Consider the following 21,115-nt stretch of genomic DNA (forward strand, 5'->3'; position numbering starts at 1 on the left):
AGATGATTCGTGTGGCCACAGCAAAAGCCGCACGCTGCGCGAGCTGCTTGCGATCGATGGCAGACCAGCGCCGCGTTGTATCTGTTCGGACATCGGTCGAGGCACCGCCCTGCCGACGATGGAACGGAGTCAGGCTCCGGATGCGGAAGCCGTGCGCCGGGTCGTGCGCCACCCGCGCACGATCAACGGCCAGAACCAGATCAGCAGCGTCACCGCGCCGAGCGCGCCAGCGATCGGGCGCTCGAAAAATACCAGCAGGTTGCCGTCGGCCTTGACCAGGCTGCTGAAGAAGTGCTGCTCGAGCATCGTGCCGAGAACAACGCCGAGGATCGTCGGCGCCACCGGAAAGCCCCAGCGCTCCATGAAGAAGGCGGCGACGCCGGCGACCAGCATCACGATGATGCCGAACGCGGTGTTGTTGATCGCGAAACTGCCGACGATGCAGAACAGCAGGATCAGCGGCATCAGCTTGCCGGCCGGGATGCGCAGCACCTGCTTGGCCGCCTTGATCGCCATCCAGCCGAGCGGCAGCATCAGGAGCTGCGCCAGCAGGAAGACGATGAATACCGCATAGATGTTCTGCGGGTTGTTGACGAACAGCATCGGCCCCGGGTTCATGCCCTTCAGGTACAGCACACCGATCGCGATCGCGGTGATCGAGTCGCCGGGGATGCCGAAGACCAGCGCCGGAATCCAGGCGCCGGCCAGCGACGAATTGTTCGCTGCACCCGATTCGACGATGCCTTCGACATGACCGGTGCCGAATTTTTCCGGCTCCTTCGAGAAACGCTTCGAGATCGCATACGACATCCATGACGCGATGTCGGCGCCGGCGCCCGGCAGCGCGCCGACCACCGTTCCCAGTGCCGAGCCGCGAAACAGCTGCGTCGGGTATTTCCGGACCAGCGCCCACATGCCCGCAAAGACGCTGCCGAACGGGCGCTCGATCGCCATCTTCGGCTTCGCCACCGTCACCGCGAAGCGCAGCACTTCGGAGATCGCGAACATGCCGATCATCAGCGGGATCAGCGAGATGCCGCCCATCAGCTCGGCATTGCCGAAGGTATACCGTGGTGCACCGGCCGGGTTGTCGAGGCCAATGCAGGAGATCAGCAGGCCGAGCAGCAGCGAAACGGTCCCCTTCAGCGGGTCGCTGCCGGCGATGAAGATTGCGCAGGTGAAGCCGAGCATCACCAGCCAGAAATATTCGAACGAGCTGAACTGCAGCGCGATCTCGGCCAGCGCCGGCGCGCCGAAGCTGAGCACGATCACGCCGAAGATGCCACCGAGTACCGAAAACACCAGGCCGGCGCCGAGCGCCATTTCCGGGCGGCCGCTGCGCGTCATCAGATAGGCTTCGTCGGCATATGCCGCGCTGGCCGGTGTGCCGGGCATGCGCAGCAGCGCGCTCGGTATGTCGCCGGAGAAGATCGCCATTGCGGTGGCGGTGACGATCGCCGCAACCGCCGGGATCGGATCCATGAAGAAGGTCACCGGCACCAGCAGCGCGGTGGCCATCGTCGCGGTCAGGCCGGGAATCGCGCCGACAAAAAGCCCGTAGCAGGCCGCGAGCACGATGACCAGCAGCACGTAGGGCTGGAAGACGAGCCCGAAAGCGGTGACGACGGCGTCCATCGTTGCGGGCGGCGGCTCAGTAGAACGGGCGCAGCAGGCCCCAGGGCAGCGGCACTCGCAGCAGCTTGTAGAAGCCGACGTGCACCAGCAGCGTGCCGCCGATCGCCCACAACACCGCCTGCCCGGTGCTGACCCGCATCGCCTTGAAGACTGCCAGCAGGCACAAGGGCGCGACGATCAGGAAGCCGAGCCAATCGGCCAGAGCGATGTAGAACACCACCGCAGCGACGATGACAAAGAAGCTGCCGAAATGCTCGGTGCCGGGCGGCTTGCGCGCCGGCTCATCCGAATACGCCAGCCCGCGCAAGCTGCGCACGAGAAGAACGACGCCGCAGGCCAGCAAGCCGGCGCCGATCAGCATCGGCAGGAAGGCGGCGCCGAGATCCTGGCCAGGGACCTTCGGAAAGGAGCGCGCCGACCACAAGACCGCGGCGGCCAGCACGATCAGCGCCACCCCGAGCCAGCGGTCGGTGCGTTGCATGGGATGCTTGCGTGAAGGCGCTTACTTGGCGATACCCACCGCCGTCATCACCTTCTTCATGTCGGCATCGCCCTTCGCCATGAACGAGGCGAATTCGCCCGAGTTGCCCCACAACATGCCGAAGCCGCGCTGGCTCATGAAGTTCTTGTATTCGGCGCTTTCATAGGCCTTCTTCACCGACGCTTCGAGCCGGGCCGCGATGTTCGCCGGCAGTCCCTTCGGCGCGGCAATGCCGCGCCAGGCGCCGGTTGCCCAGTCGGAGCCGGTCGCCTCCTTCAGCGTCGGCACATTGGGGAACAGATCGGAGCGCGACTTCGCCATCACCGCCAGCGAGCGCACCTTGCCGGCATCGATCAGCGAGCGGGCCTCGGGCAGCGAGCAGGGCACGAATTCGACGCCGCCGGCGACCAGGTCCTGCAGGCCCGGCGCAGCACCGTTCGACGGCACCCACGGCACACTTGCCGGGTCGACCTTGGCATCGCCGAGCCAGCCGGCCAGCGCCAGGTGCCAGATGCCGCCCTGGCCGGTGCCGGAAGCCTTGAACTTGCCGGGATTTGCCTTCACCGCCGCCAGCACGTCGTTCATCGACTTGTAAGGCGAGTCGGCGCGCACCTGGAAGCCGGCCGGGTCGAGGTTGACCAGCGCAATCGGCGTATAGCTGGTCGGGTTCAGCTCGGTCAGCTTCTGGTGATGCATCATCGTGATCTCGACGGTGATCATGCCGATCGTGTAGCCGTCCGGAGCCGCCGTCGCGATCGCCGAATGCCCGACGACACCCGATCCGCCGGTGCGGTTGACGACATTGACCGGCTGGCCGAGATCCTTTTCCATCAGGCTGGCCAGCATGCGGGCCACTGCATCGGTGCCGCCACCGGCTCCCCACGGCACGACCATCGTGATGGGCCGGTCTGGATAACTCTGCGCCCACGCGCCGCTGGCGCATGCGGCCACCGTCAGACCGATCAGCAGACGACGCGAGATGGCAATCTTGGTCATGTCGATTCCTTTGGTCATATGAAAGGGGGTCGTCAAATTCTGGCCCATCGACGCGGCGCTGCAAGCAGGGAAAGCCCGGCAACGGGATGCGGATCAGCCGGAGCGTGCCGCCGGAACTCGAGCCGCCGCGCTCACTCGCCCGGCGCGACCTTCAGCAACGCGCGCTTGACCGATTCGCGCTGTCGCGCCAGATCCTGCAGCGCGCTGAGCAGCCGGGCGTCGCCGCCGGCGATCGGCAGCGTCGCCGAGTCGACCCATTCGATGATTGGCGCCGAATCGGTGTCGCGCAGCAGCGCGGCGACGCGGTGCAGCGAGGCGAGGTAGGACCTGACGCAGGCGCGGTCTCGGTGGTCGAGGTGGCGGGCCTGTTGGACAAAAACGGCATTGACTTCGCGCAGGCGCTGCTGCGTGCGCTGCCGACTCGCGCAGGCGGTTTCGCGCATCCGGAAGTTGACGTCCTCGAGGATGGTCCACAAGGTCTCGGCTGCCTTGCGGCGGGAGTCGTCGGACGGCGCGAAGCCGACCGGTCCTACCCTGTGCCGCCAGCGGTAAAAGCCGTAGGCCGCGACCAGCAAGGGTGCAATCAGTCCCAGCAACAGCACTGCCAAGTTGTTTTGATCGGGCATTGGTCAGACGGCAGGTGGCCTGGTGACCCGATCGGCGCGGCGGCGGGCGGACTCCCGTTCGTCGCGCATATCGGCGGCACCCGCAGTGGGCCGGCGAACGAGCGAGAGGGGCGACTCGGCAGCGTGGCAAGACGGGCCATGACGCCGCTGATGATGCGGCGCCGCCCGCAAGCTGGATATCCTCGAAATCGGGGGGCAGCGTGTAAGTGCGGGTCCCGGATGAACGCCGCGGCTGCGCCATTTGCGCCAGGAGTATCGAGCAGATCTGCTGGCGCCAGCGGGTGCCGCGACTGCAACGTCGGCTGTGCCACCGATCCGCGGCAAACGTCGCCGGCCGGTCGCCAATGGTGAACTGTGGATCGTCAGCTCCTCAACCGGCGCTCAACACCCACCACGCGCCGATCGCCAGCAGTGCGACCGTTGCCGCCGCCAGTGCCGCACTGGTGCCGCGACGCGGCATGTCGCCTGGTCCGAGGCTGCCGGGCCGCTTGCCGCGCTGCGCGGTGCCGGCTTTCGCCGCCGGGACGTGCCCGGCGGGCAGTCTTCCAGTCGGCCAGCGGACCGCGCGCAGCAGCGCAATCGCCCCGGCCAGTCGGCGCACCAGACGGCCGGGCGCACGTCTGCTGCTGGGCCGTGCAGCAGCCTGATCGGTTTCGTTGGGAGATCGACTCGGCATCTCACTCGGTCAGGACATTCGGACAAGCCGATTCTGCGGCGACCCGGCTGTCGATGGCATGCCGCTGGCGACTTCAAACGTGGGAGGCGGCGTCTGCGCCAATCTGGTGCTGTCGCCGCTCGACGACATTCCGGCGCCCAGGCGGGCGGGCTCTGGCGCTGCGGGTGTTACAGTCTCGGGCGTTGTGATATCAGGTCCTTCCCGTCCCCTTTTCTGGCAACAGTAAAGGCGGGTCGCAATCCGCCAACCGGTCAAGCCGAGCCGCGGAAGGTTTTCAACCCACTATCGCGCTGGAAGCCAGCGCATGAGGTGAGCGAAATGATGCAGGAATACAGGTCGAATTCGTACCTGTTCGGAGGCAATGCGCCCTACGTCGAAGAGATGTACGAGGCCTACCTCGACAACCCCGGCTCGGTGCCGGAAAACTGGCGCGCGTATTTCGATGCGCTGCAAAACGTTCCTGCAGTCGACGGTTCGGACAGCCGCGACGTTGCCCATGCACCGGTGGTCGCATCGTTTGCGCAGCGCGCGAAGGCCAATGCCTTCGGCCTGAAGACGACCGGCGCCGATCTCGCCGTCGCACGCAAGCAGGTTCATGTCCAGTCGCTGATCGCTGCCTACCGCTTTCTCGGTGCACGCTGGGCCAGCCTCGATCCGCTGAAGCGGCACGAGCGGCCGAAGATTCCCGAGCTGGAGCCGGCCTTCTACGACCTGAGCGAGTCCGACATGGACATCTCGTTCAGCGCAACCAACACCTATTTCACGACCGCGGAGCACATGACGCTGCGCGAGATCGTGCAGGCATTGCGCGAGACCTACTGCGGCTCGATCGGTGCCGAATACATGCACGTGACCGACCCGGCCGAAAAGCGCTGGTGGCAGCAGCGGCTGGAGAGCATCCGCGCCAAGGGCAGCTATACCGCCGAGCAGAAGGTCCACATCCTGAACCGGCTGACCGCTGCCGAGGGGCTCGAGCGGTATCTGCACACCAAATATGTCGGCCAGAAGCGTTTCTCGCTCGAAGGCGGCGAGAGCTTCATCGCGGCAATGGACGCGCTGGTGCAGCGGGGCGGCATCGCCGGCGTGCAGGAAATCGTGATCGGCATGGCCCACCGCGGCCGGCTCAACGTGCTCGTCAATACGCTGGGCAAGTCACCGGCCGAACTGTTCTCCGAGTTCGACCACAGCGCGCCGGAAAACCTGCCGTCCGGCGACGTCAAATACCACCAGGGATTCTCCAGCGACGTCAGCACGCCTGGCGGTCCGGTTCACCTGAGTCTGGCGTTCAATCCCTCGCACCTCGAGATCGTCAACCCGGTCGTCGAAGGTTCGGTTCGGGCCCGCCTCGACCGCCGCGGTGACGCCCGCGGCGCCTCGGTGCTGCCGATCATCGTGCATGGCGACGCGGCGTTTGCCGGCCAGGGCGTGGTGATGGAAACGCTGGCGCTGGCGCAGACCCGCGGCTATTACACCGGCGGCACTGTCCACGTCGTGATCAACAACCAGATCGGCTTCACGACCAGCGACCCGCGCGATACGCGCTCGACGCTGTATTGCACCGACGTCGTCAAGATGGTCGAGGCGCCGGTGCTGCACGTCAACGGCGACGATCCGGAGGCGGTGGTGCTGGCGACCCAGCTGGTGCTCGACTACCGGCAGGAGTTCAACAAGGATGTCGTCGTCGACATCGTCTGTTTCCGCAAGCTCGGCCACAACGAGCAGGACACGCCGGCGCTGACGCAGCCGCTGATGTACAAGAAGATCGCGCAGCACCAGGGCACGCGCCGGCTGTATGGCGAAAAACTGGTTGCGCAGGGCGTGCTGCCCTCGGACGGCCCGGACCAGATGGTCAAGGAGTTCCGCGCCGCGATGGACGCCGGCAAGCACACGATCGACCCGGTGCTGACCAACCACAAGAGCAAATATGCGGTCGACTGGGCGCCGTTCCTCGGCAAGAAGTGGACCGACGCGGCCGACACCTCGCTGCCGATGGCCGAGGTGAAGCGGCTGGCCGAGCGCATCACGACGCTGCCGCCGAATTTCAAGGCCCATCCGCTGGTCGAGAAGGTGCTGGCCGACCGCGCGGCGATGGGCCGCGGCGAGATCAACGTCGACTGGGGCATGGGCGAACACCTTGCTTTCGCGTCGCTGGTTGCCAGCGGCTATGCGGTGCGGCTGTCCGGCGAAGACTGCGGCCGTGGCACCTTCACCCACCGCCACTCGGTGCTGCACGACCAGAACCGCGAACGCTGGGACGAGGGCACCTACATCCCGCTGCAGAACGTTGCCGAGGGCCAGGCGCCGTTTGTCGTCATCGATTCGCTGCTGTCCGAGGAAGCGGTGCTCGGTTTCGAATACGGCTATGCATCGGCCGAGCCGAATACGCTGGTGATCTGGGAAGCCCAGTTCGGCGATTTCGCGAACGGCGCGCAGGTCGTGATCGACCAGTTCATCGCCTCCGGCGAGGTCAAGTGGGGCCGCGTCAACGGCCTGACGCTGATGCTGCCGCATGGCTACGAAGGGCAGGGCCCTGAGCACAGCTCGGCGCGCCTGGAGCGCTTCATGCAGCTGGCCGCCGACAACAACATGCAGATCGTGCAGCCGACGACGGCCAGCCAGATCTTCCATGTGTTGCGCCGCCAGATGGTGCGGATGTTCCGCAAGCCGCTGGTACTGATGACGCCGAAGTCGCTGCTGCGGCACAAGGATGCTGGCTCGCCGCTGAGCGAATTCACGCGCGGCGAATTCCGCACCGTGATCCCGGAGAGCAACAGCGAACTGGTCGCCGACAAGGTCAAGCGGGTGATCGCCTGTTCGGGCAAGGTCTACTACGACCTGGTCAAGAAGCGCGAGGAGAAGAAGAGCAGCGATGTCGCGATCATCCGCGTCGAACAGCTCTACCCGTTCCCGCACAAGGCATTTGCTGCCGAGATCAAGCGCTATCCGAACGCCACCGAGATCATGTGGTGCCAGGACGAGCCGCAGAACCAGGGCGCCTGGTTCTTCGTGCAGCACTACATCCACGAGAACATGACCGACGGTCAGCGCCTCGGTTATGCCGGCCGCCCCGCCTCCGCCTCGCCGGCGGTCGGTTATGCGCACCTGCACCAGGAGCAGCAGAAGGCCTTGCTCGACCAGGCCTTCGGCAAGCTGAAGGGCTTCATCCTCACCAAATAGGCTTGTCGACGAGCACGCTCGTGTCGACAAGTCGTCGCCTGTCGCCGGCCAGTCTGTCCGGCGGCGGCGATCCCCCAGCACCGCGGCGGTGCTGCTGAAATTCCCGAAAGAAAATCATGGCTATCGTAGATGTGAAGGTCCCGCAGCTGTCCGAGTCGATTGCTGAGGCAACCCTGGTCGAGTGGAAAAAGAAGCCCGGCGAGATGGTCGCCGTCGACGAAATCCTCGTCGAGATCGAAACCGACAAGGTCGTGCTCGAAGTTCCCGCGCCGTCGGCTGGCGTGATCGCCCAGCTCGTCAAGGGCGACGGCGAACAGTGCGTCAGCGAAGAGGTGATCGCGAAGATCGACACCGAAGGCACCGAGGCGGTCAGCCCGCTGCCGGTCAAGCCGGTGCCGGCCCCCACCCCGCCGGCCGCACCGGCTCCGGCGCCGGCGCAGGCCGGCGGCGACAAGGGTGATGTCGCGATGCCGGCGGCCGCCAAGCTGCTGGCTGAAAACAAGATGGACGCCGGATCGGTTGCCGGCACCGGCAAGGACGGCCGGGTCACGAAGGGCGACGTGCTGAATGCGCTCGAGTCGGGCGGCAGCAAGCCGGCCGCTGCGGCGCCGGTTCCTGCGCCGACTCAGTCGACCAGCCTGCCGAAGGTGATGCCGCCGCCGCTGCCGCGCCCGCAGGCGCGCGCTGCAGCACCGATCCAGGCCGCGTTGTCGAACCGCCCCGAGCAGCGGGTTCCGATGAGCCGGCTGCGCGCACGCGTTGCCGAGCGGCTGCTGCAGTCGCAGCAGACGAATGCCATCCTGACCACCTTCAACGAGGTCAACATGGCGCCGGTGATGGAAATGCGCAAGCGCTTCCAGGACAAGTTCGAGAAGGAGCACGGCGTCAAGATCGGCTTCATGAGCTTTTTCGTGAAGGCCGCAATCGCTGCGCTGAAGCGTTATCCGGTGATCAATGCGTCGGTCGACGGCAACGACATCGTCTACCACGGCTATTTCGACATCGGCATCGCAGTCGGCTCGCCGCGTGGCTTGGTGGTGCCGATCCTGCGCAATGCCGACCAGATGAGTTTTGCCGACATCGAGAAGAAGATCGCCGAATTCGGCCAGAAGGCGCGCGACGGCAAGCTGGCGCTCGACGACCTGACCGGCGGCACCTTCTCGATCAGCAATGGCGGCGTGTTCGGTTCGATGCTGTCGACGCCGATCATCAACCCGCCGCAGTCGGCGATCCTCGGCGTCCATGCGACGAAGGATCGCGCGGTGGTCGAGAACGGCCAGATCGTGATCCGGCCGATGAACTACCTGGCGATGAGCTACGACCACCGCATCATCGACGGCCGCGAGGCGGTGCTCGGTCTGGTCGCGATGAAGGAAGCGCTGGAGGATCCGGCGCGGTTGCTGTTTGATATTTGACCCCCCCCCCGGAGCGCCTTCGGCGCACCCCCCCAGGGGGGCGGCGCTGGTGGACCGGCAGAGCCGGATCCACTGCGCCACTTGATCTTGACGGCCGCTGCGCGGCGTCGTTGACAGAGTGACCGTCGCAGTGTGCTGGCTCGCGCGGGCGACAAAAGGATTACAAGATGAGCAAACAATTTGATGTGGTCGTCATCGGTGGCGGCCCGGGTGGGTATATCGCGGCGATCCGGGCGGCGCAGCTGGGCTTCAATGTCGCCTGCATCGACGAGTGGAAAAACGACAAGGGCGGGCCGGCGCCGGGCGGGACCTGCACCAATGTCGGCTGCATTCCGAGCAAGGCGCTGCTGCAGTCGAGCGAGCACTACGAACACGCCGGCCACCACTTCGCCGACCACGGCATCGGGGTCGGCAAGCTGTCGCTCGACCTGGCCATGCTGCTCGGCCGCAAGGACGGCATCGTCAAGCAGAACAACGACGGCATCCTGTACCTGTTCAAGAAGAACAAGGTCGCGTTTTTCCACGGCCGCGGATCGTTCGTCGCGGGCAAGGACGGCGGCTGGCAGATCAAGGTCGGCGGCGCTGCCGAAGAGGAACTGACGACGAAACACGTGATCATCGCGACCGGCTCGAATGCACGGGCATTGCCGGGTGCGGATTTCGACGAGAAGAACATCCTCAGCAACGACGGCGCTTTGCGGATCGACAAGGTGCCGAAGAAGCTCGGTGTGATCGGCTCCGGCGTGATCGGACTCGAGATGGGCTCGGTCTGGCGCCGGCTTGGTGCCGAAGTCACCGTGCTCGAAGCCTTGCCGACCTTCCTCGGCGCGGTCGACGAGCAGATCGCGAAGGAGGCGCACAAGGCCTTCACGAAACAGGGTCTGAAGATCGAGTTGGGCGTGAAGATCAGCGAGGTCAAGACCTCGGGCAGCGGCGTCAAGGTGATCTACGCCGATGCGAAGGGTGGCGACAAGGAACTGGTCGTCGACAAGCTGATCGTCTCGATCGGCCGGGTTGCGAACACGATCGGCCTGAATGCCGAAGGCGTCGGCCTGAAACTCGACGACCGCGGCGCGATCGTCGTCGACGACGACTGCAAGACGAATCTGGACAACGTCTGGGCGGTCGGCGATGTCGTGCGCGGACCGATGCTCGCGCACAAGGCCGAGGAAGAGGGCGTTGCGGTTGCCGAACGCATTGCCGGACAACATGGCCACGTCAATTTCAATACGATCCCTTGGGTCATCTATACCAGCCCGGAGATCGCCTGGGTCGGCCAGACCGAGCAGCAGCTGAAGGCCGAGGGCCGTGCCTACAAGGCCGGCACTTTCCCGTTCCTCGCCAACGGCCGCGCGCGTGCGCTCGGTGACACCACCGGCATGGTGAAATTTCTCGCCGATGCAAAAAGCGACGAGATTCTCGGCGTGCACATCGTCGGCCCGCAGGCCAGCGAGCTGATCTCCGAAGCGGTGGTCGCGATGGAGTTCAAGGCCTCGGCCGAAGACATTGCCCGCATCTGCCATGCCCACCCGTCGCTCAGCGAGGCGACCAAGGAAGCGGCGCTGGCGGTCGACAAGCGCACGCTCAATTTCTGATCCGGCAGAGCCTGGCAGCGCCTTGACCGTTCGCGACATCTACAACGCGGCGCTGGCCGAGCGGGGTTACCACAGCGATCCGGCGCAGCTGCGTGCAATCGATGCGCTCGAGCGCTGCGAGAATGAATGGGCCGACTACAAGGCGCGGCGCCGGAACCGGCTGAGCAAGCTGCTGGTGCGCCCGCCGATCCCGCGCGGCGTCTACATGTACGGCGGCGTCGGCCGCGGCAAGAGCTTTCTGATGGATTGCTTCTTCAACGCCGTGCCGTTGCAGCGCAAGACGCGGCTGCATTTCCATGAGTTTCTGCGCGAGGTGCACCGCGAGCTGGCCGATCTGCGCGGCACCGCGAATCCGCTGCATGTGCTCGGCGAGCGCGTGTCGCGCCGCTACCGGCTGATCTGCTTCGACGAATTCCATGTCGCCGACGTGACCGACGCGATGATCCTCTATCGCCTGCTCGAATCGCTGTTCGAGCACCGCGTCAGCATCGTCACGACGTCGAATTTCCAGCCCGACGACCTGTACCCGAACGGCCTGCACCGTGACCGCATCCTGCCGGCGATCGAATTGCTGAAAAAGCATCTGCAAGTCGTCAATGTCGATGCCGGCACCGACTACCGCGCTTTGACGCTGGCCCAGGTCGAGACCTATCTGACGCCGGCCGGTCCGGAGGTCGACGAGGTATTGAACGCCAGTTTCGACCGGCTCGCCGAAGCCCGCGACGAGGATCCGGTGATGCGCATCGAGCAGCGCGAGCTGAAGGCGCGGCGCAAGGCGGGTGGTGTCGTCTGGTTTGATTTCCGCGAACTGTGCGCCGGCCCGCGCTCGCAGAACGATTACCTCGAGCTGGCGACCCAGTTCCACACCGTGCTGCTGTCGAACGTGCCGCAGATGTCGCCGCGTTTTGCGTCGGAAGCACGCCGCTTCACGTGGCTGGTCGACGTGTTGTACGACCGCCGCGTCAAGCTGCTGCTGTCGGCGCAGGTGCCGCCGGAGGAGCTGTATACCGAGGGGCCGCTGGCGCATGAATTTCCGCGCACCGTGTCCCGGCTGCGCGAGATGCAATCGGCCGAGTACCTGGCGTTGTCGCGGCGCGAGGTGGATACTGCGCTGACATGAGCCGATCACGAACCATCGATGGCCCGAGCGGGCGGACCCGTGCGGCAGGCGGCCGCTGGTGCGCGTTGCTGATCCTCCTCGCCGCGCTCGGCGCCAGCCCGGCTGTTGTTGCCGGGCCGGTGGAGCAGGACTTGTCGCGCGAAGAGATTGGCGGTGCGCGTGCCCGCGCCGAAGCCCGCTACCAGCAGCAGCGCTGGGAATGCAGCCGCCGCTTCATCGTGACCTCGTGCATGGAAGATGCCCGAGCCGAACATCGGGCCACCGTGCAGGCGCTCGATCGCCGCGAGGCCGAGATCGACCGCACGCTGCGCCACCAGCGGGCGCAGCAGCGCCTGGCGATCATCGAGCAGAAAACCGCTTCGCTGGCCCGGCAGGCACCGCTGCCATCGGCCGATCGCCCGCAGGCCACGCCGCAGCCTGACGCCGCCGAAAGCGAGCGGCAGCCACGGGCCGATGGCCATGCCGCCGGCCCGCGCAGCAACGAGGTTGCTGCCGCCGAACGTGCCGCGCGGGCGAGGGCAGAGGCATCGCAGCGGCGCCGCGCCGAGGCAGAGCAGCGCCGCGCCGAACGTGAACAGCGGCGTCAGGCCGAGCAGAAGAAGCCCGCCGCCGGCCTGCCCGAGCGGCCGCTGATTCCATTGCCGACCAACTGAGCGGCGGCGGACCGGTCGGCTGCCGTCAGCCGAGCGGCTCGACCCGGATCAGCGCCAGCGACAGGTTGTCGCCCGACCCGCGAGCCCGCTCGCGTGCCTTCGCAATCATCATCTCGCCGGCTTCGCGCGGCGGCAGTGCATGGGCAATCGAACCGAGTTCGAGCGGCGACAGGTAGTGCCACAGGCCGTCGCTGCAGGCGAGGACGCTGTCGCCGACTTCCAGCGGACCGAGTTCGTTCAGCGTGACCGGTGGTTCCTTCAGCGTGCCCAGGCAGCCTGTCAGCAGGTTCGACTGCGGATGGTTGTTCGCCTCGTCCTCGGTCAGGTCGCCGTCGTCGATCAGCCGTTGCACATAGGAGTGATCGGAGGTCCGGAACATCATCTCCGCGGCGCGGAAATGGTAGATCCGCGAATCGCCGGCGTGGACCGCAAAACAATGACGGTTCGGCATCACGACAAACCCGGCGACCGTGCTGTGCGGCTCCTCCTCGGCGGTGATCGCGGTCAGCTTGATCATCAGGTGAGCTTCCATCACCAGTTGCTTCAGCATCGTGCTCGGATCGTCGCCGTTCGGCGAGAAGCGGTCGAACAGCTGCTGGGCGGTCAGGATCACCTGATCGGCCGCCTTGCGGCCGCCGCTCTTGCCGCCCATGCCGTCGGCCAGCACCGCCATCGCGCATCCAGGCGACCTGCCATGCGCATAAACCGCGACCTGATCCTGCTGGTAGGTGCGGTCCCCGCGGTGCAGCGCAGTGGCTGCGGAAAGTCGGTGCCCGCTGATCGCGATCGTCATGGCAAAACTATAATCCTTCCAAGGCCCCGATAAACAGGCTGCAACGGGTCTTTTGGACTGTAGAACAGCCATTTGGCCGTCATCACACGGCGATGGACAACAACCTGCATTCGTTAACGCGCCAGCTGATCGAGCTGCGCATCGAACACGCCGATCTCGACAGCCTGATCGACCAGACGGCACAGGATCGCCCGGCCGACGAGTTGTCGCTGCGGCGCCTGAAGAAGCGCCGGCTGCTGCTGCGCGACCGCATCACCAGCCTGGAAGCCGATCTCGAACCCCCCGAGCCGGCCTGAACGTGGCCGCACCGATGCTTGCCGGCCAGCCCGCCGCCGTACCGCCCGCCACGGCCGCCACCGATCAGTCGCCGACCGCGCCGTCATCGTTGCGCATTGCAGTCGCACAGGCCTTCGCGGCGACCGGACCGCTGGCGCAGGCCGATGCGCGCTATGTCTCGCGCGAGGTGCAATTGCAGATGGCGCATGCGGTGGCCGATGCGATCGACAGCCGCAGCGTGCTGGTTGCCGAGGCCGGCACCGGCGTCGGCAAGACCTTCGCCTACCTGGTGCCGGCGCTGCTGTCGGGCGCGCGAACGCTGATCAGCACCGCGACGAAAAGCCTGCAGGACCAGCTGTTCCTGCGCGATCTGCCGCGCTTGCGCGAGGCCCTGCAGTTGCCGATCGACATCGCATTGCTGAAGGGCCGCGGCAGCTACCTGTGTCTGCACCGCATGCAGCAGGCGCGGCAGACGGCGACCTTCCCGGACCGCTGGGCGGTGCGCACGCTGGCCAAGGTCGAGGCATGGGCCCGGCATACCGTCAGCGGCGACCTCGCCGAACTGGAAGGCCTCGATGAACGCAGCAGCGTGATCCCGCTGGTCACCTCTTCGCGCGAAAACTGCCTTGGTGCCGAGTGCCCGGAATATCGCAACTGCCATGTATTGAAGGCCAGGCGCGAGGCGATGGCAGCCGACCTGGTCGTCGTCAACCACCACCTGTTTTTTGCCGACATGGCGTTGCGCGATACCGGGGTCGCCGAACTGCTGCCGAGCGTCGACGTCGCGATCTTCGACGAGGCCCATCAGCTTGCCGAAGCGGGCGTGCAGTTTCTCGGCACGACGCTCGGCAGCAGCCAGCTGATCGATTTTTCGCGCGACATGCTCGCCGCCGGACTGCAGCAGGCGCGCGGCCTCGGCGAATGGCAGGCGCTCGCTGCCGAATGCGATCGCGCGGCGCGTGAACTGCGGCTGGCCTGTGTCGGCTCGATCGGCGAGGTGCGCGGCAGCTTCAAGCTGCGCTGGGACGAACGCTGCGACGACAGCGATTTTCGGCAGGCACTGGGCAGTCTCGCCGAGCGCTGCAGCGCGGCGCACGACGCGCTGCAGGCGGTGGTCGAGCTGTCACCGGATTTCACGAAGCTGGCCGAGCGCGCCCAGCGTCTGGCTGCGCTGGCACGCCGCTTTGCCGAGCCGGCGGCGCACGGGCTGGTCCGCTGGATCGACCTGTCGGTGCACCAGGCGCGGCTGGTCGAATCGCCGCTCGACATCCGCGAAGCGCTGGCCCAGCAGATGAAAGCCGCGTCAAAGGCGTGGATCTTCACGTCGGCAACGCTCGGCGACGACGAGCGGCTGAGCTGGTTCACCGAGTCGGCCGGGCTCGAGGATGCCACCTGCCTGCGCGCCGGCAGCCCGTTCGACTATGCAGCCCATGCGCGGCTGTATATCCCGCGTGGATTTCCGAAACCGAGCGACAGCGGCCACGGGCCGGCGGTGGCGGTGCTGGCGGCGCGCTGCGCGGCGGCGCTCGGTGGACGGACCTTCGTGCTGACGACGACGCTGCGCGCGCTGCGGCAGATCGGTGAGGCGCTGCGTGGCGAACTCGACCAGCTCGGCGAGGACATTCAGGTGCTGGTACAGGGGCAGATGGCGAAGCGGCAACTGCTCGATCGCTTTCTCGCCGAGCCGCGCTCGGTGCTGGTCGGCTCGCAGAGTTTCTGGGAGGGCATCGACGTACCCGGCGAGGCGCTGCAATGCGTGCTGATCGACAAGCTGCCGTTTCCGCCACCGAACGATCCGCTGGTCGAGGCGCGGGTGCGCCGGCTGGAGGCGGAAGGGCGAAATGCGTTTGCCGACTATTTTGTCGCCGAGGCTGCGGTGTCGTTGAAGCAGGGCGCCGGCCGATTGATCCGCAGCGAAACCGACCGCGGTTTGCTGGTCGTCTGCGATCCGCGGATGGCCGGGATGAACTACGGGCGGCGGCTGCGCGAGGCGCTGCCGCCGATGGGGCCGATTGCCAATGAGGAACAGGCGATGAACTGGCTCGCCTCGCTGAACGACGGCGCGCCGCCCTGGTAGCGATTGATGGGCGCGGCCGGCGCGGCCGGGCCCGTCAGTTCACCAGAGCTGCCACCAAGGGCGATCGGCCTTGCGGTTGCTGGCGTTGGCCGCGATCACGCCCTCGCCACGCAGGAAGGCGCTGTTCGGAAAATTTTTCGCGAGCACGCGGCGCGCATCGTCGCGCAGGTCTTTCATGCCGAGCTGGTCGTAGCTGCGCACCATGATCGCCAGCGCCTCCTCGACCGACGGCGACTGCTGGTAGTCCTGCACCGTTGCCTGCGCCCGGTTGATCGCGGCGACATAGGCGCCGCGCCGGAAATAGTAGCGGGCGACATGGACTTCGTAGGCGGCCAGTGCGTTGACGATGTAGTTCATCCGCAGCCGCGCGTCTTCGGCATAACGCGAGTTCGGAAACTGCTCGACCAGTTGCTTGAACGCCTGGTAGGAGTCGCGCGAGGCCTGCTGGTCACGCTCGGACAGGTCCTGGCGCGACAGGCTGCCGAACAGGCCGAGGTTGTCGTTGAAATTGACCAGGCCCTGCAGGTACATCGCATAGTCGAGCGCCGGGCTGGTCGGGTGCAGCTTGATGAAGCGCTCGAGGATCGTCAGCGCCTGCGCCTTCTCGTTGGTGCGGTACATCACATAGGCGCGTTCGAGCTGCGCCTGCTGCGACAGCAAGGTGCCGGTCGCCCGGCCCTCCAGCCGCTCGAACAGCATGCTGGCGCGTTCGTAGTTGCCTGCGCCCATCTCGTCCTTGGCCTCCGAATACAATTTCTCGGTCGACCAGTTGGCGGTTTCGTCCTTCGGTGTATTGCTGCAACCGGCAAGCGCGATGGCGACTCCGGTCAGCAGAGCCAGCCCCGGCCGCGCCCATTTGCGGGCCGTTTCCGGCCGGGTTTCAAATCGTTTCGAGCGCTGCAGATCCATGGGCCTCGACGCCGCCTCGGGCGCACGTCTTCCGTCAAGAATGATCCCAGATTATAGGGTTGGCCCTCCGGCGGCAGACGCCCCTGGACAGCCGTACGACAGCGACGACGACGAGCCGGACAGCTTGTCCGATGCCAGCGGCGCCGAGCCGGGCGCTGCGGCTGCGCAGGTCTACGAGACGCGTGGGTGTGTCGTCGCGGCCTCGTTTCATGGCCAGCGGATCGACAAGCTGCTGGTCGAGATGGCGCCGGAGTTCTCGCGCAACCACCTGCAGGGCCTGCTCGAGCAGGGCCATGTGCGGCTCGACGATGCGCCGGCCGTGTCGTCGTCGCGCAAGCTGCGTGCCGGCCAGCGTGTCGAGCTGACGCTGGTGCCGACTGCCGAGAGCCGGGCCTTTCGCGCCGAGGCGCTGCCGTTGCGCATCGTCCATGAGGACGCCGACCTGCTGGTGATCGACAAGGCGGCCGGCATGGTTGTCCACCCGGCCGCGGGAAACTGGTCGGGCACCTTGCTGAACGGCTTGCTGGCGCACCACGCCGGTGCGGCGTCGCTGCCGCGCGCCGGCATCGTGCACCGGCTCGACAAGGACACATCGGGACTGATGGTCGTCGGCAAGACGCTGGAAGCGGTGACTGCGCTGAGTCGCGCGATTGCCGCGCGCACGGTGCGCCGCGAATATCTGGCGCTGGTGCATGGCGTCGTGCCGGCTGGCGAGTGGCGCATCGATGCGCCGATCGCCCGGGACCCGAAATCGCGGGTGCGGATGGCCGTCGTCGCCTCCGGACGTGTCGCGCAGACCGACGTCACGCGGGTGGCCAGCGACGGCGTCTGCAGTGCCGTGCGCTGCAGGTTGCACACCGGCCGAACCCACCAGATCAGAGTCCACCTGGCGTCGCGTGGCCATCCGCTGGTGGCCGATGCGCTGTACGGGGGCGCCGCCCGCTGGGGCCTGCAGCGGCAGGCGCTGCATGCGGCCCGGCTCGGTTTCTCGCACCCGAAAAGCGGTCGGCAGATGCTGTTCGATGTGCCGCTGGCGGACGATCTCGCGCCGGCCTGGCAGGCCTTGCTCGATGCCGCGGCCGATGCATAGGCGCCACGCCGGCGTGGCCGGCGGCTGCAAAAAATTCACGCCTGCGGCCAGCCTGGTTACAATGAGGGCGTAAGCAGGGTTCCGGCAAAAGCGTTCGGCCCGCCGCGATGGAAACGATCCGCCGCGCAATCCACCGCCGCCACAAGACGACACGTGTGCTGTTTGTGGCCGCTACGCTGGCCCACCGCGTGAAGCGTGTACAAGCCCTGGTGTTTCAATTAACCAAGCCCGAATCGGGCTTTCGAGCGCGATCACGGAATCGACGCAGCGGCCCGATCGGCGAACTGCCGCACTGATGCAGGCTAAGCCCCGGTGAGTTGCACACCCGCCCCGTTCGTTTGAGGATGACCCTTATCCGATGAATACCCAGGATGCAAAACGCGTCCTCGAAACAGCGCTGATCTGCGCCCGCGAGCCGATGCCGTTGCGCGAGATGCGGCAGCTGTTTGCCGACGAGATCAATGCCGACGGTCTGCGCCTGTTGCTCGACGAGCTGGAGCGCGACTGGCAGGGCCGCGGTGTCGAGCTGGTTGCGGTCGCCAGCGGCTGGCGTTTTCAGAGCCGGCCGGAGATGCGCGAATACCTCGACCGCCTCAATCCGGAGAAGCCGCCGCGTTATTCGAGGGCGGTGCTGGAGACGCTGGCGATCATCGCCTACCGGCAACCGGTCACGCGCGGCGACATCGAGGATATCCGCGGCGTGACGGTATCGACGCAGATCATCAAGCAGCTCGAGGATCGCGGCTGGGTCGATTCGATCGGATATCGCGAGGCGCCGGGCCGGCCCGCGCTGCTCGCGACGACGCGACAGTTCCTCGACGACCTCGGTCTGGCCAGCCTCGAGCAGTTGCCCGCGTCCGATACCGGAACCGTCTCCAGTGCCGATGTCGCGGCGCGGCTTGGCCAGCATTCGCTTGACGATGCACAGGCTGCGCTTGCGCTCGATGCGGCGCAGGCCGACGACGATGCAGCCGATGGCCAAGCCGATCACGACGCTGATGCTGATCCCGAAGCCGATGCAGGCGTCGACGCCGATCCGGCGGCGGTGGCCGCCGACCGCGGCGCGGAAAGCGCCGAAGCCTCCGAGTCCCCGAGCGAAGAAACCAAACCCGAACCTGCGGCCAATGCCGTCCCGATGGAACCTCAAGCATGACTGTAGACGCCGACCACCCCGAAATCCCGCGTGAGCCGGAGACCGCAAGCGACAAGCCGGCACCGGCGCGGCGCAAACGCGCGAGCAAGGCTGCGGCCGAAGGCGCTTCGTTGCCGGACGCACCGGTCGACGCCGCGGTCGGTGAATCTGCCGTCACCGCTGCTGCCGATGAACCGGTGGCGCCGGTGAAAGCGCCGCGCAAGCGGCGCGTTGCGGTCGCCGTCGAGACGATGGCGCAGCCTACCGAGGACCTGTTCGCCGCGCCGAGCATCGACGATGTGCTGCCGGCTTCGCGGCGCAGCGATGCGGCGCCGGAGACCGCCGCGGAGTCCGTTGCCAGCGAGCGGACCACGGCCGAAGGCGAGACGCAGTCGTCCGAGGGGGGTGAGGCATCCGGCGGGGATGGGTCGGGAGAGCCGCGCTCCGGGCGCAACCGGCGCCGCCGCAAGCCGCGCGGCGAGCGCAATCAGGGCGGCGAGCGCGCAGCCGATGCACCGGTCGACGCAGGCGGCGCAGATCGGCGATTCGATCTCGACGACGACGATGATGACGACGAGCCGGCCCAGCCGCGCCCTGAGCCGACCGACTCTGCCGAGGTGTTCGCGCAGGTGGTGTCCGGCGAATACGATGCCGCAGCCGAAGAGGTGCCGGAGCCGCCACCGCCGCACAAGCGGGTGCTGCTGCCCGAGCCGGACGCGCCGAAGTTGCAGAAGGTGCTTGCGCAGTCGGGCATCGGCTCGCGCCGCGACATGGAAGCGCTGATCCAGGAGGGCGAGGTCGAGGTCAATGGCGAAACCGCGCACATCGGCCAGCGCATTTCGTTCGGCGACCGCATCACCGTGCGCGGCAAGCCGGTGCGTGTGCGGATCGTGCCGCCGCCGCCGCGCATCCTCGCGTACCACAAGCCGGCCGGCGAGGTCGTCAGTCACGACGATCCGCAGAACCGACCGACTGTTTTCCGGCGGCTGCCGCGCTTGCAGCAGGGCAAATGGCAATCGGTCGGCCGGCTCGACCTGAATACCGAGGGCCTGCTGCTGTTCACCAACTCGGGCGAACTCGCGAACCAGCTGATGCATCCGCGTTTCGGCGTCGAACGCGAATATGCGGTGCGCGTGCTCGGCAAACTCGACGAGATGGACAAGATGCAGTTGCTCGAGGGCGTCAACATCGATGGCCAGACCGCATCGTTCCGCTCGATCGAGGACGGCGGCGGCGAAGGCGCGAACCACTGGTACCGGGTGGTCATCACCGAAGGGCGCAACCGCGAGGTGCGCAAGATGTTCGACGCGGTCGAGCTGACCGTCAGCCGGCTGATCCGGATTCGTTACGGCACGGTCGTGCTGCCGCGCGGCCTGAAGCGCGGCGTCTGGGTCGACCTCGATCCGGCCGATGTGCGCGCGATCAGGCAGCTCGCCGGCGGTCCGCGCAACGAGGCCAGGCCGGCACAGCCCGGCCAGGGCGGCAAGTCGGAGGAGCGTGGCGGTCGCAACAAGCGGCGCGGCGACCGGCCGCAGAACAATGCGCAGAAGGGTCCTCCGAATGCCGGACCGCGTGGCAACCAGCGTCCGCCTCGCGACGACGGCAACGTGCGGCCGAGCCATGATCGCGACGACGACCTCGAAGACGATTTCGATCCGGCGCGGATCCCGAATCCGCTCGAGCAGACCTTCGACAAGCGCTTCGTGCAGAACCCGCGCAACTCGGCCAGCCGCGGCTTCGGCCAGGGCGGCGGCGGTTTCGGGCCGGGCGGCAGTTCGCCGCAACGCAATGCGCCGCGCAAGCCCGGCGCGCCGCGCGAACCCGATCCGTTGCAGACCTCGGTTGGTTATATCGGCGCCGACGCCTTCCACCGCAAGAACCGCGGCGGCGGTGGTGGTGGTGGCGGTGGTGGAGGTGGCAATCGCGGCGGTGGCTTCGGCGGCGGCCGAGGCGGCAAGCGGGGTCGGTGAGGCCGGCCGAGCTACAATTGTCGGCTTTGCCCACTGTTGAATTCAGGAGAATCGGATGGCCATTGAACGTACCCTGTCGATCATCAAACCCGATGCGGTTGCCAAGAATGTGATCGGTCAGATCTACAGCCGCTTCGAAGGCGCCGGTCTAAAGGTGATTGCTGCCCGGATGGCGCACTTGTCGCGCGGCGAAGCCGAGGCTTTCTACGCCGTCCACAAGTCGCGGCCGTTTTTCAACGACCTGGTCGAATTCATGATCTCCGGCCCGGTGATGATCCAGGTGCTCGAGGGTGAAGGCGCGATCGCGAAGAACCGCGACCTGATGGGCGCGACTGATCCGAAGAAGGCCGAGAAGGGAACGATCCGCGCCGACTTTGCCGACAGCATCGACGCCAATGCCGTCCATGGTTCGGATGCGCCGGAGACCGCCGCGGTCGAAGTGGCGTTCTTCTTCCCGGCAATGAACGTTTACAGTCGCTGAACCGGATTTCCGG

At 66.7% G+C, this 21,115-nt stretch carries 19 protein-coding genes; 12 read left to right on the forward strand and 7 right to left on the reverse strand.

Annotated elements, in window-relative coordinates; translation table 11 throughout:
* Positions 1–129: 129 nt before the first annotated feature.
* The 5 genes from ACNH6H_RS22400 to ACNH6H_RS22420 all read right to left on the reverse strand — a co-directional run bounded on the left by ACNH6H_RS22400 (position 130) and on the right by ACNH6H_RS22420 (position 4,339).
* Entirely contained in the window at positions 130–1,635 is a 1,506-nt protein-coding gene (locus ACNH6H_RS22400) for a tripartite tricarboxylate transporter permease (protein ID WP_418320495.1), read from the reverse strand.
* Between the two features lie 16 nt (positions 1,636–1,651).
* Entirely contained in the window at positions 1,652–2,116 is a 465-nt protein-coding gene (locus tag ACNH6H_RS22405; protein WP_418320496.1) for a tripartite tricarboxylate transporter TctB family protein, read from the reverse strand.
* 21 nt (positions 2,117–2,137) lie between these two features.
* Positions 2,138–3,112 carry a tripartite tricarboxylate transporter substrate binding protein gene (locus tag ACNH6H_RS22410; protein ID WP_418320497.1) on the reverse strand — a complete coding sequence of 325 codons (975 nt, stop codon included), beginning with the start codon at positions 3,110–3,112 and terminating at the stop codon, positions 2,138–2,140.
* A gap of 131 nt (positions 3,113–3,243) precedes the next feature.
* Positions 3,244–3,738: a hypothetical protein gene (locus tag ACNH6H_RS22415; protein WP_418320498.1), complete on the reverse strand. Its 495-nt coding sequence runs from the start codon at positions 3,736–3,738 to the stop codon at positions 3,244–3,246.
* A 370-nt stretch (positions 3,739–4,108) separates the two neighbouring features.
* Complete coding sequence (locus tag ACNH6H_RS22420; protein ID WP_418320499.1) at positions 4,109–4,339, reverse strand: hypothetical protein; 231 nt, start codon at positions 4,337–4,339, stop codon at positions 4,109–4,111.
* 393 nt (positions 4,340–4,732) lie between these two features.
* Here ACNH6H_RS22420 and ACNH6H_RS22425 point away from each other — a divergent pair, with 393 nt between their 5' ends.
* From ACNH6H_RS22425 to ACNH6H_RS22445, 5 genes are all read left to right on the forward strand, one after another.
* Positions 4,733–7,591: a 2-oxoglutarate dehydrogenase E1 component gene (locus ACNH6H_RS22425; RefSeq protein ID WP_418321452.1), complete on the forward strand. Its 2,859-nt coding sequence runs from the start codon at positions 4,733–4,735 to the stop codon at positions 7,589–7,591.
* A gap of 116 nt (positions 7,592–7,707) precedes the next feature.
* Positions 7,708–9,006, forward strand: coding sequence for a 2-oxoglutarate dehydrogenase complex dihydrolipoyllysine-residue succinyltransferase (gene odhB, locus ACNH6H_RS22430; RefSeq protein ID WP_418320500.1), 1,299 nt, complete (start codon positions 7,708–7,710; stop codon positions 9,004–9,006).
* 167 nt (positions 9,007–9,173) lie between these two features.
* Entirely contained in the window at positions 9,174–10,601 is a 1,428-nt protein-coding gene (lpdA, locus tag ACNH6H_RS22435; RefSeq protein ID WP_418320501.1) for a dihydrolipoyl dehydrogenase, read from the forward strand.
* A 22-nt stretch (positions 10,602–10,623) separates the two neighbouring features.
* On the forward strand, positions 10,624–11,721 hold the full coding sequence (gene zapE / locus ACNH6H_RS22440; RefSeq protein ID WP_418320502.1) for a cell division protein ZapE: 1,098 nt from the start codon (positions 10,624–10,626) through the stop codon (positions 11,719–11,721).
* Positions 11,718–12,374, forward strand: coding sequence for a hypothetical protein (locus ACNH6H_RS22445; protein WP_418320503.1), 657 nt, complete (start codon positions 11,718–11,720; stop codon positions 12,372–12,374). Before zapE ends, ACNH6H_RS22445 begins: the two co-directional genes overlap by 4 nt.
* 25 nt (positions 12,375–12,399) lie before the next feature.
* Here ACNH6H_RS22445 and ACNH6H_RS22450 read toward each other — a convergent pair whose 3' ends face one another.
* Positions 12,400–13,167 (reverse strand): PP2C family protein-serine/threonine phosphatase, encoded by a 768-nt coding sequence (locus tag ACNH6H_RS22450; RefSeq protein ID WP_418320504.1) that lies wholly within the window; start codon positions 13,165–13,167, stop codon positions 12,400–12,402.
* Positions 13,168–13,259: 92 nt separating this feature from the next.
* Between ACNH6H_RS22450 and ACNH6H_RS22455 the strand changes: the two genes are divergently transcribed.
* Together ACNH6H_RS22455 and ACNH6H_RS22460 are read left to right on the forward strand one after the other, a co-directional pair.
* Positions 13,260–13,463, forward strand: coding sequence for a DUF465 domain-containing protein (locus tag ACNH6H_RS22455; protein WP_418320505.1), 204 nt, complete (start codon positions 13,260–13,262; stop codon positions 13,461–13,463).
* Positions 13,464–13,477: 14 nt separating this feature from the next.
* Positions 13,478–15,520 carry an ATP-dependent DNA helicase gene (locus ACNH6H_RS22460; RefSeq protein ID WP_418321453.1) on the forward strand — a complete coding sequence of 681 codons (2,043 nt, stop codon included), beginning with the start codon at positions 13,478–13,480 and terminating at the stop codon, positions 15,518–15,520.
* 39 nt (positions 15,521–15,559) lie between these two features.
* On the opposite strand, the gene ACNH6H_RS22465 is transcribed toward ACNH6H_RS22460, so the two are convergent.
* Positions 15,560–16,429: an outer membrane protein assembly factor BamD gene (locus ACNH6H_RS22465; protein WP_418320506.1), complete on the reverse strand. Its 870-nt coding sequence runs from the start codon at positions 16,427–16,429 to the stop codon at positions 15,560–15,562.
* 40 nt (positions 16,430–16,469) lie between these two features.
* Here ACNH6H_RS22465 and ACNH6H_RS22470 point away from each other — a divergent pair, with 40 nt between their 5' ends.
* The 5 genes from ACNH6H_RS22470 (at position 16,470) to ndk (ending at position 21,102) form a co-directional block, all read left to right on the forward strand.
* Positions 16,470–17,519 (forward strand): RluA family pseudouridine synthase, encoded by a 1,050-nt coding sequence (locus ACNH6H_RS22470; RefSeq protein WP_418320507.1) that lies wholly within the window; start codon positions 16,470–16,472, stop codon positions 17,517–17,519.
* 107 nt (positions 17,520–17,626) lie between these two features.
* Positions 17,627–17,815: a hypothetical protein gene (locus ACNH6H_RS22475; protein ID WP_418320508.1), complete on the forward strand. Its 189-nt coding sequence runs from the start codon at positions 17,627–17,629 to the stop codon at positions 17,813–17,815.
* 62 nt (positions 17,816–17,877) lie between these two features.
* Positions 17,878–18,672: an SMC-Scp complex subunit ScpB gene (scpB, locus tag ACNH6H_RS22480; RefSeq protein ID WP_418320509.1), complete on the forward strand. Its 795-nt coding sequence runs from the start codon at positions 17,878–17,880 to the stop codon at positions 18,670–18,672.
* Positions 18,669–20,621 (forward strand): pseudouridine synthase, encoded by a 1,953-nt coding sequence (locus ACNH6H_RS22485; protein ID WP_418320510.1) that lies wholly within the window; start codon positions 18,669–18,671, stop codon positions 20,619–20,621. Before scpB ends, ACNH6H_RS22485 begins: the two co-directional genes overlap by 4 nt.
* Positions 20,622–20,676: 55 nt before the next feature.
* Positions 20,677–21,102, forward strand: coding sequence for a nucleoside-diphosphate kinase (ndk, locus tag ACNH6H_RS22490; RefSeq protein WP_418320511.1), 426 nt, complete (start codon positions 20,677–20,679; stop codon positions 21,100–21,102).
* Positions 21,103–21,115 lie beyond the last annotated feature (13 nt).

It is taken from the genome of Pseudideonella sakaiensis (genome assembly GCF_048320135.1).
Lineage (GTDB): Bacteria > Pseudomonadota > Gammaproteobacteria > Burkholderiales > Burkholderiaceae_C > Ideonella_A > Ideonella_A sakaiensis_A.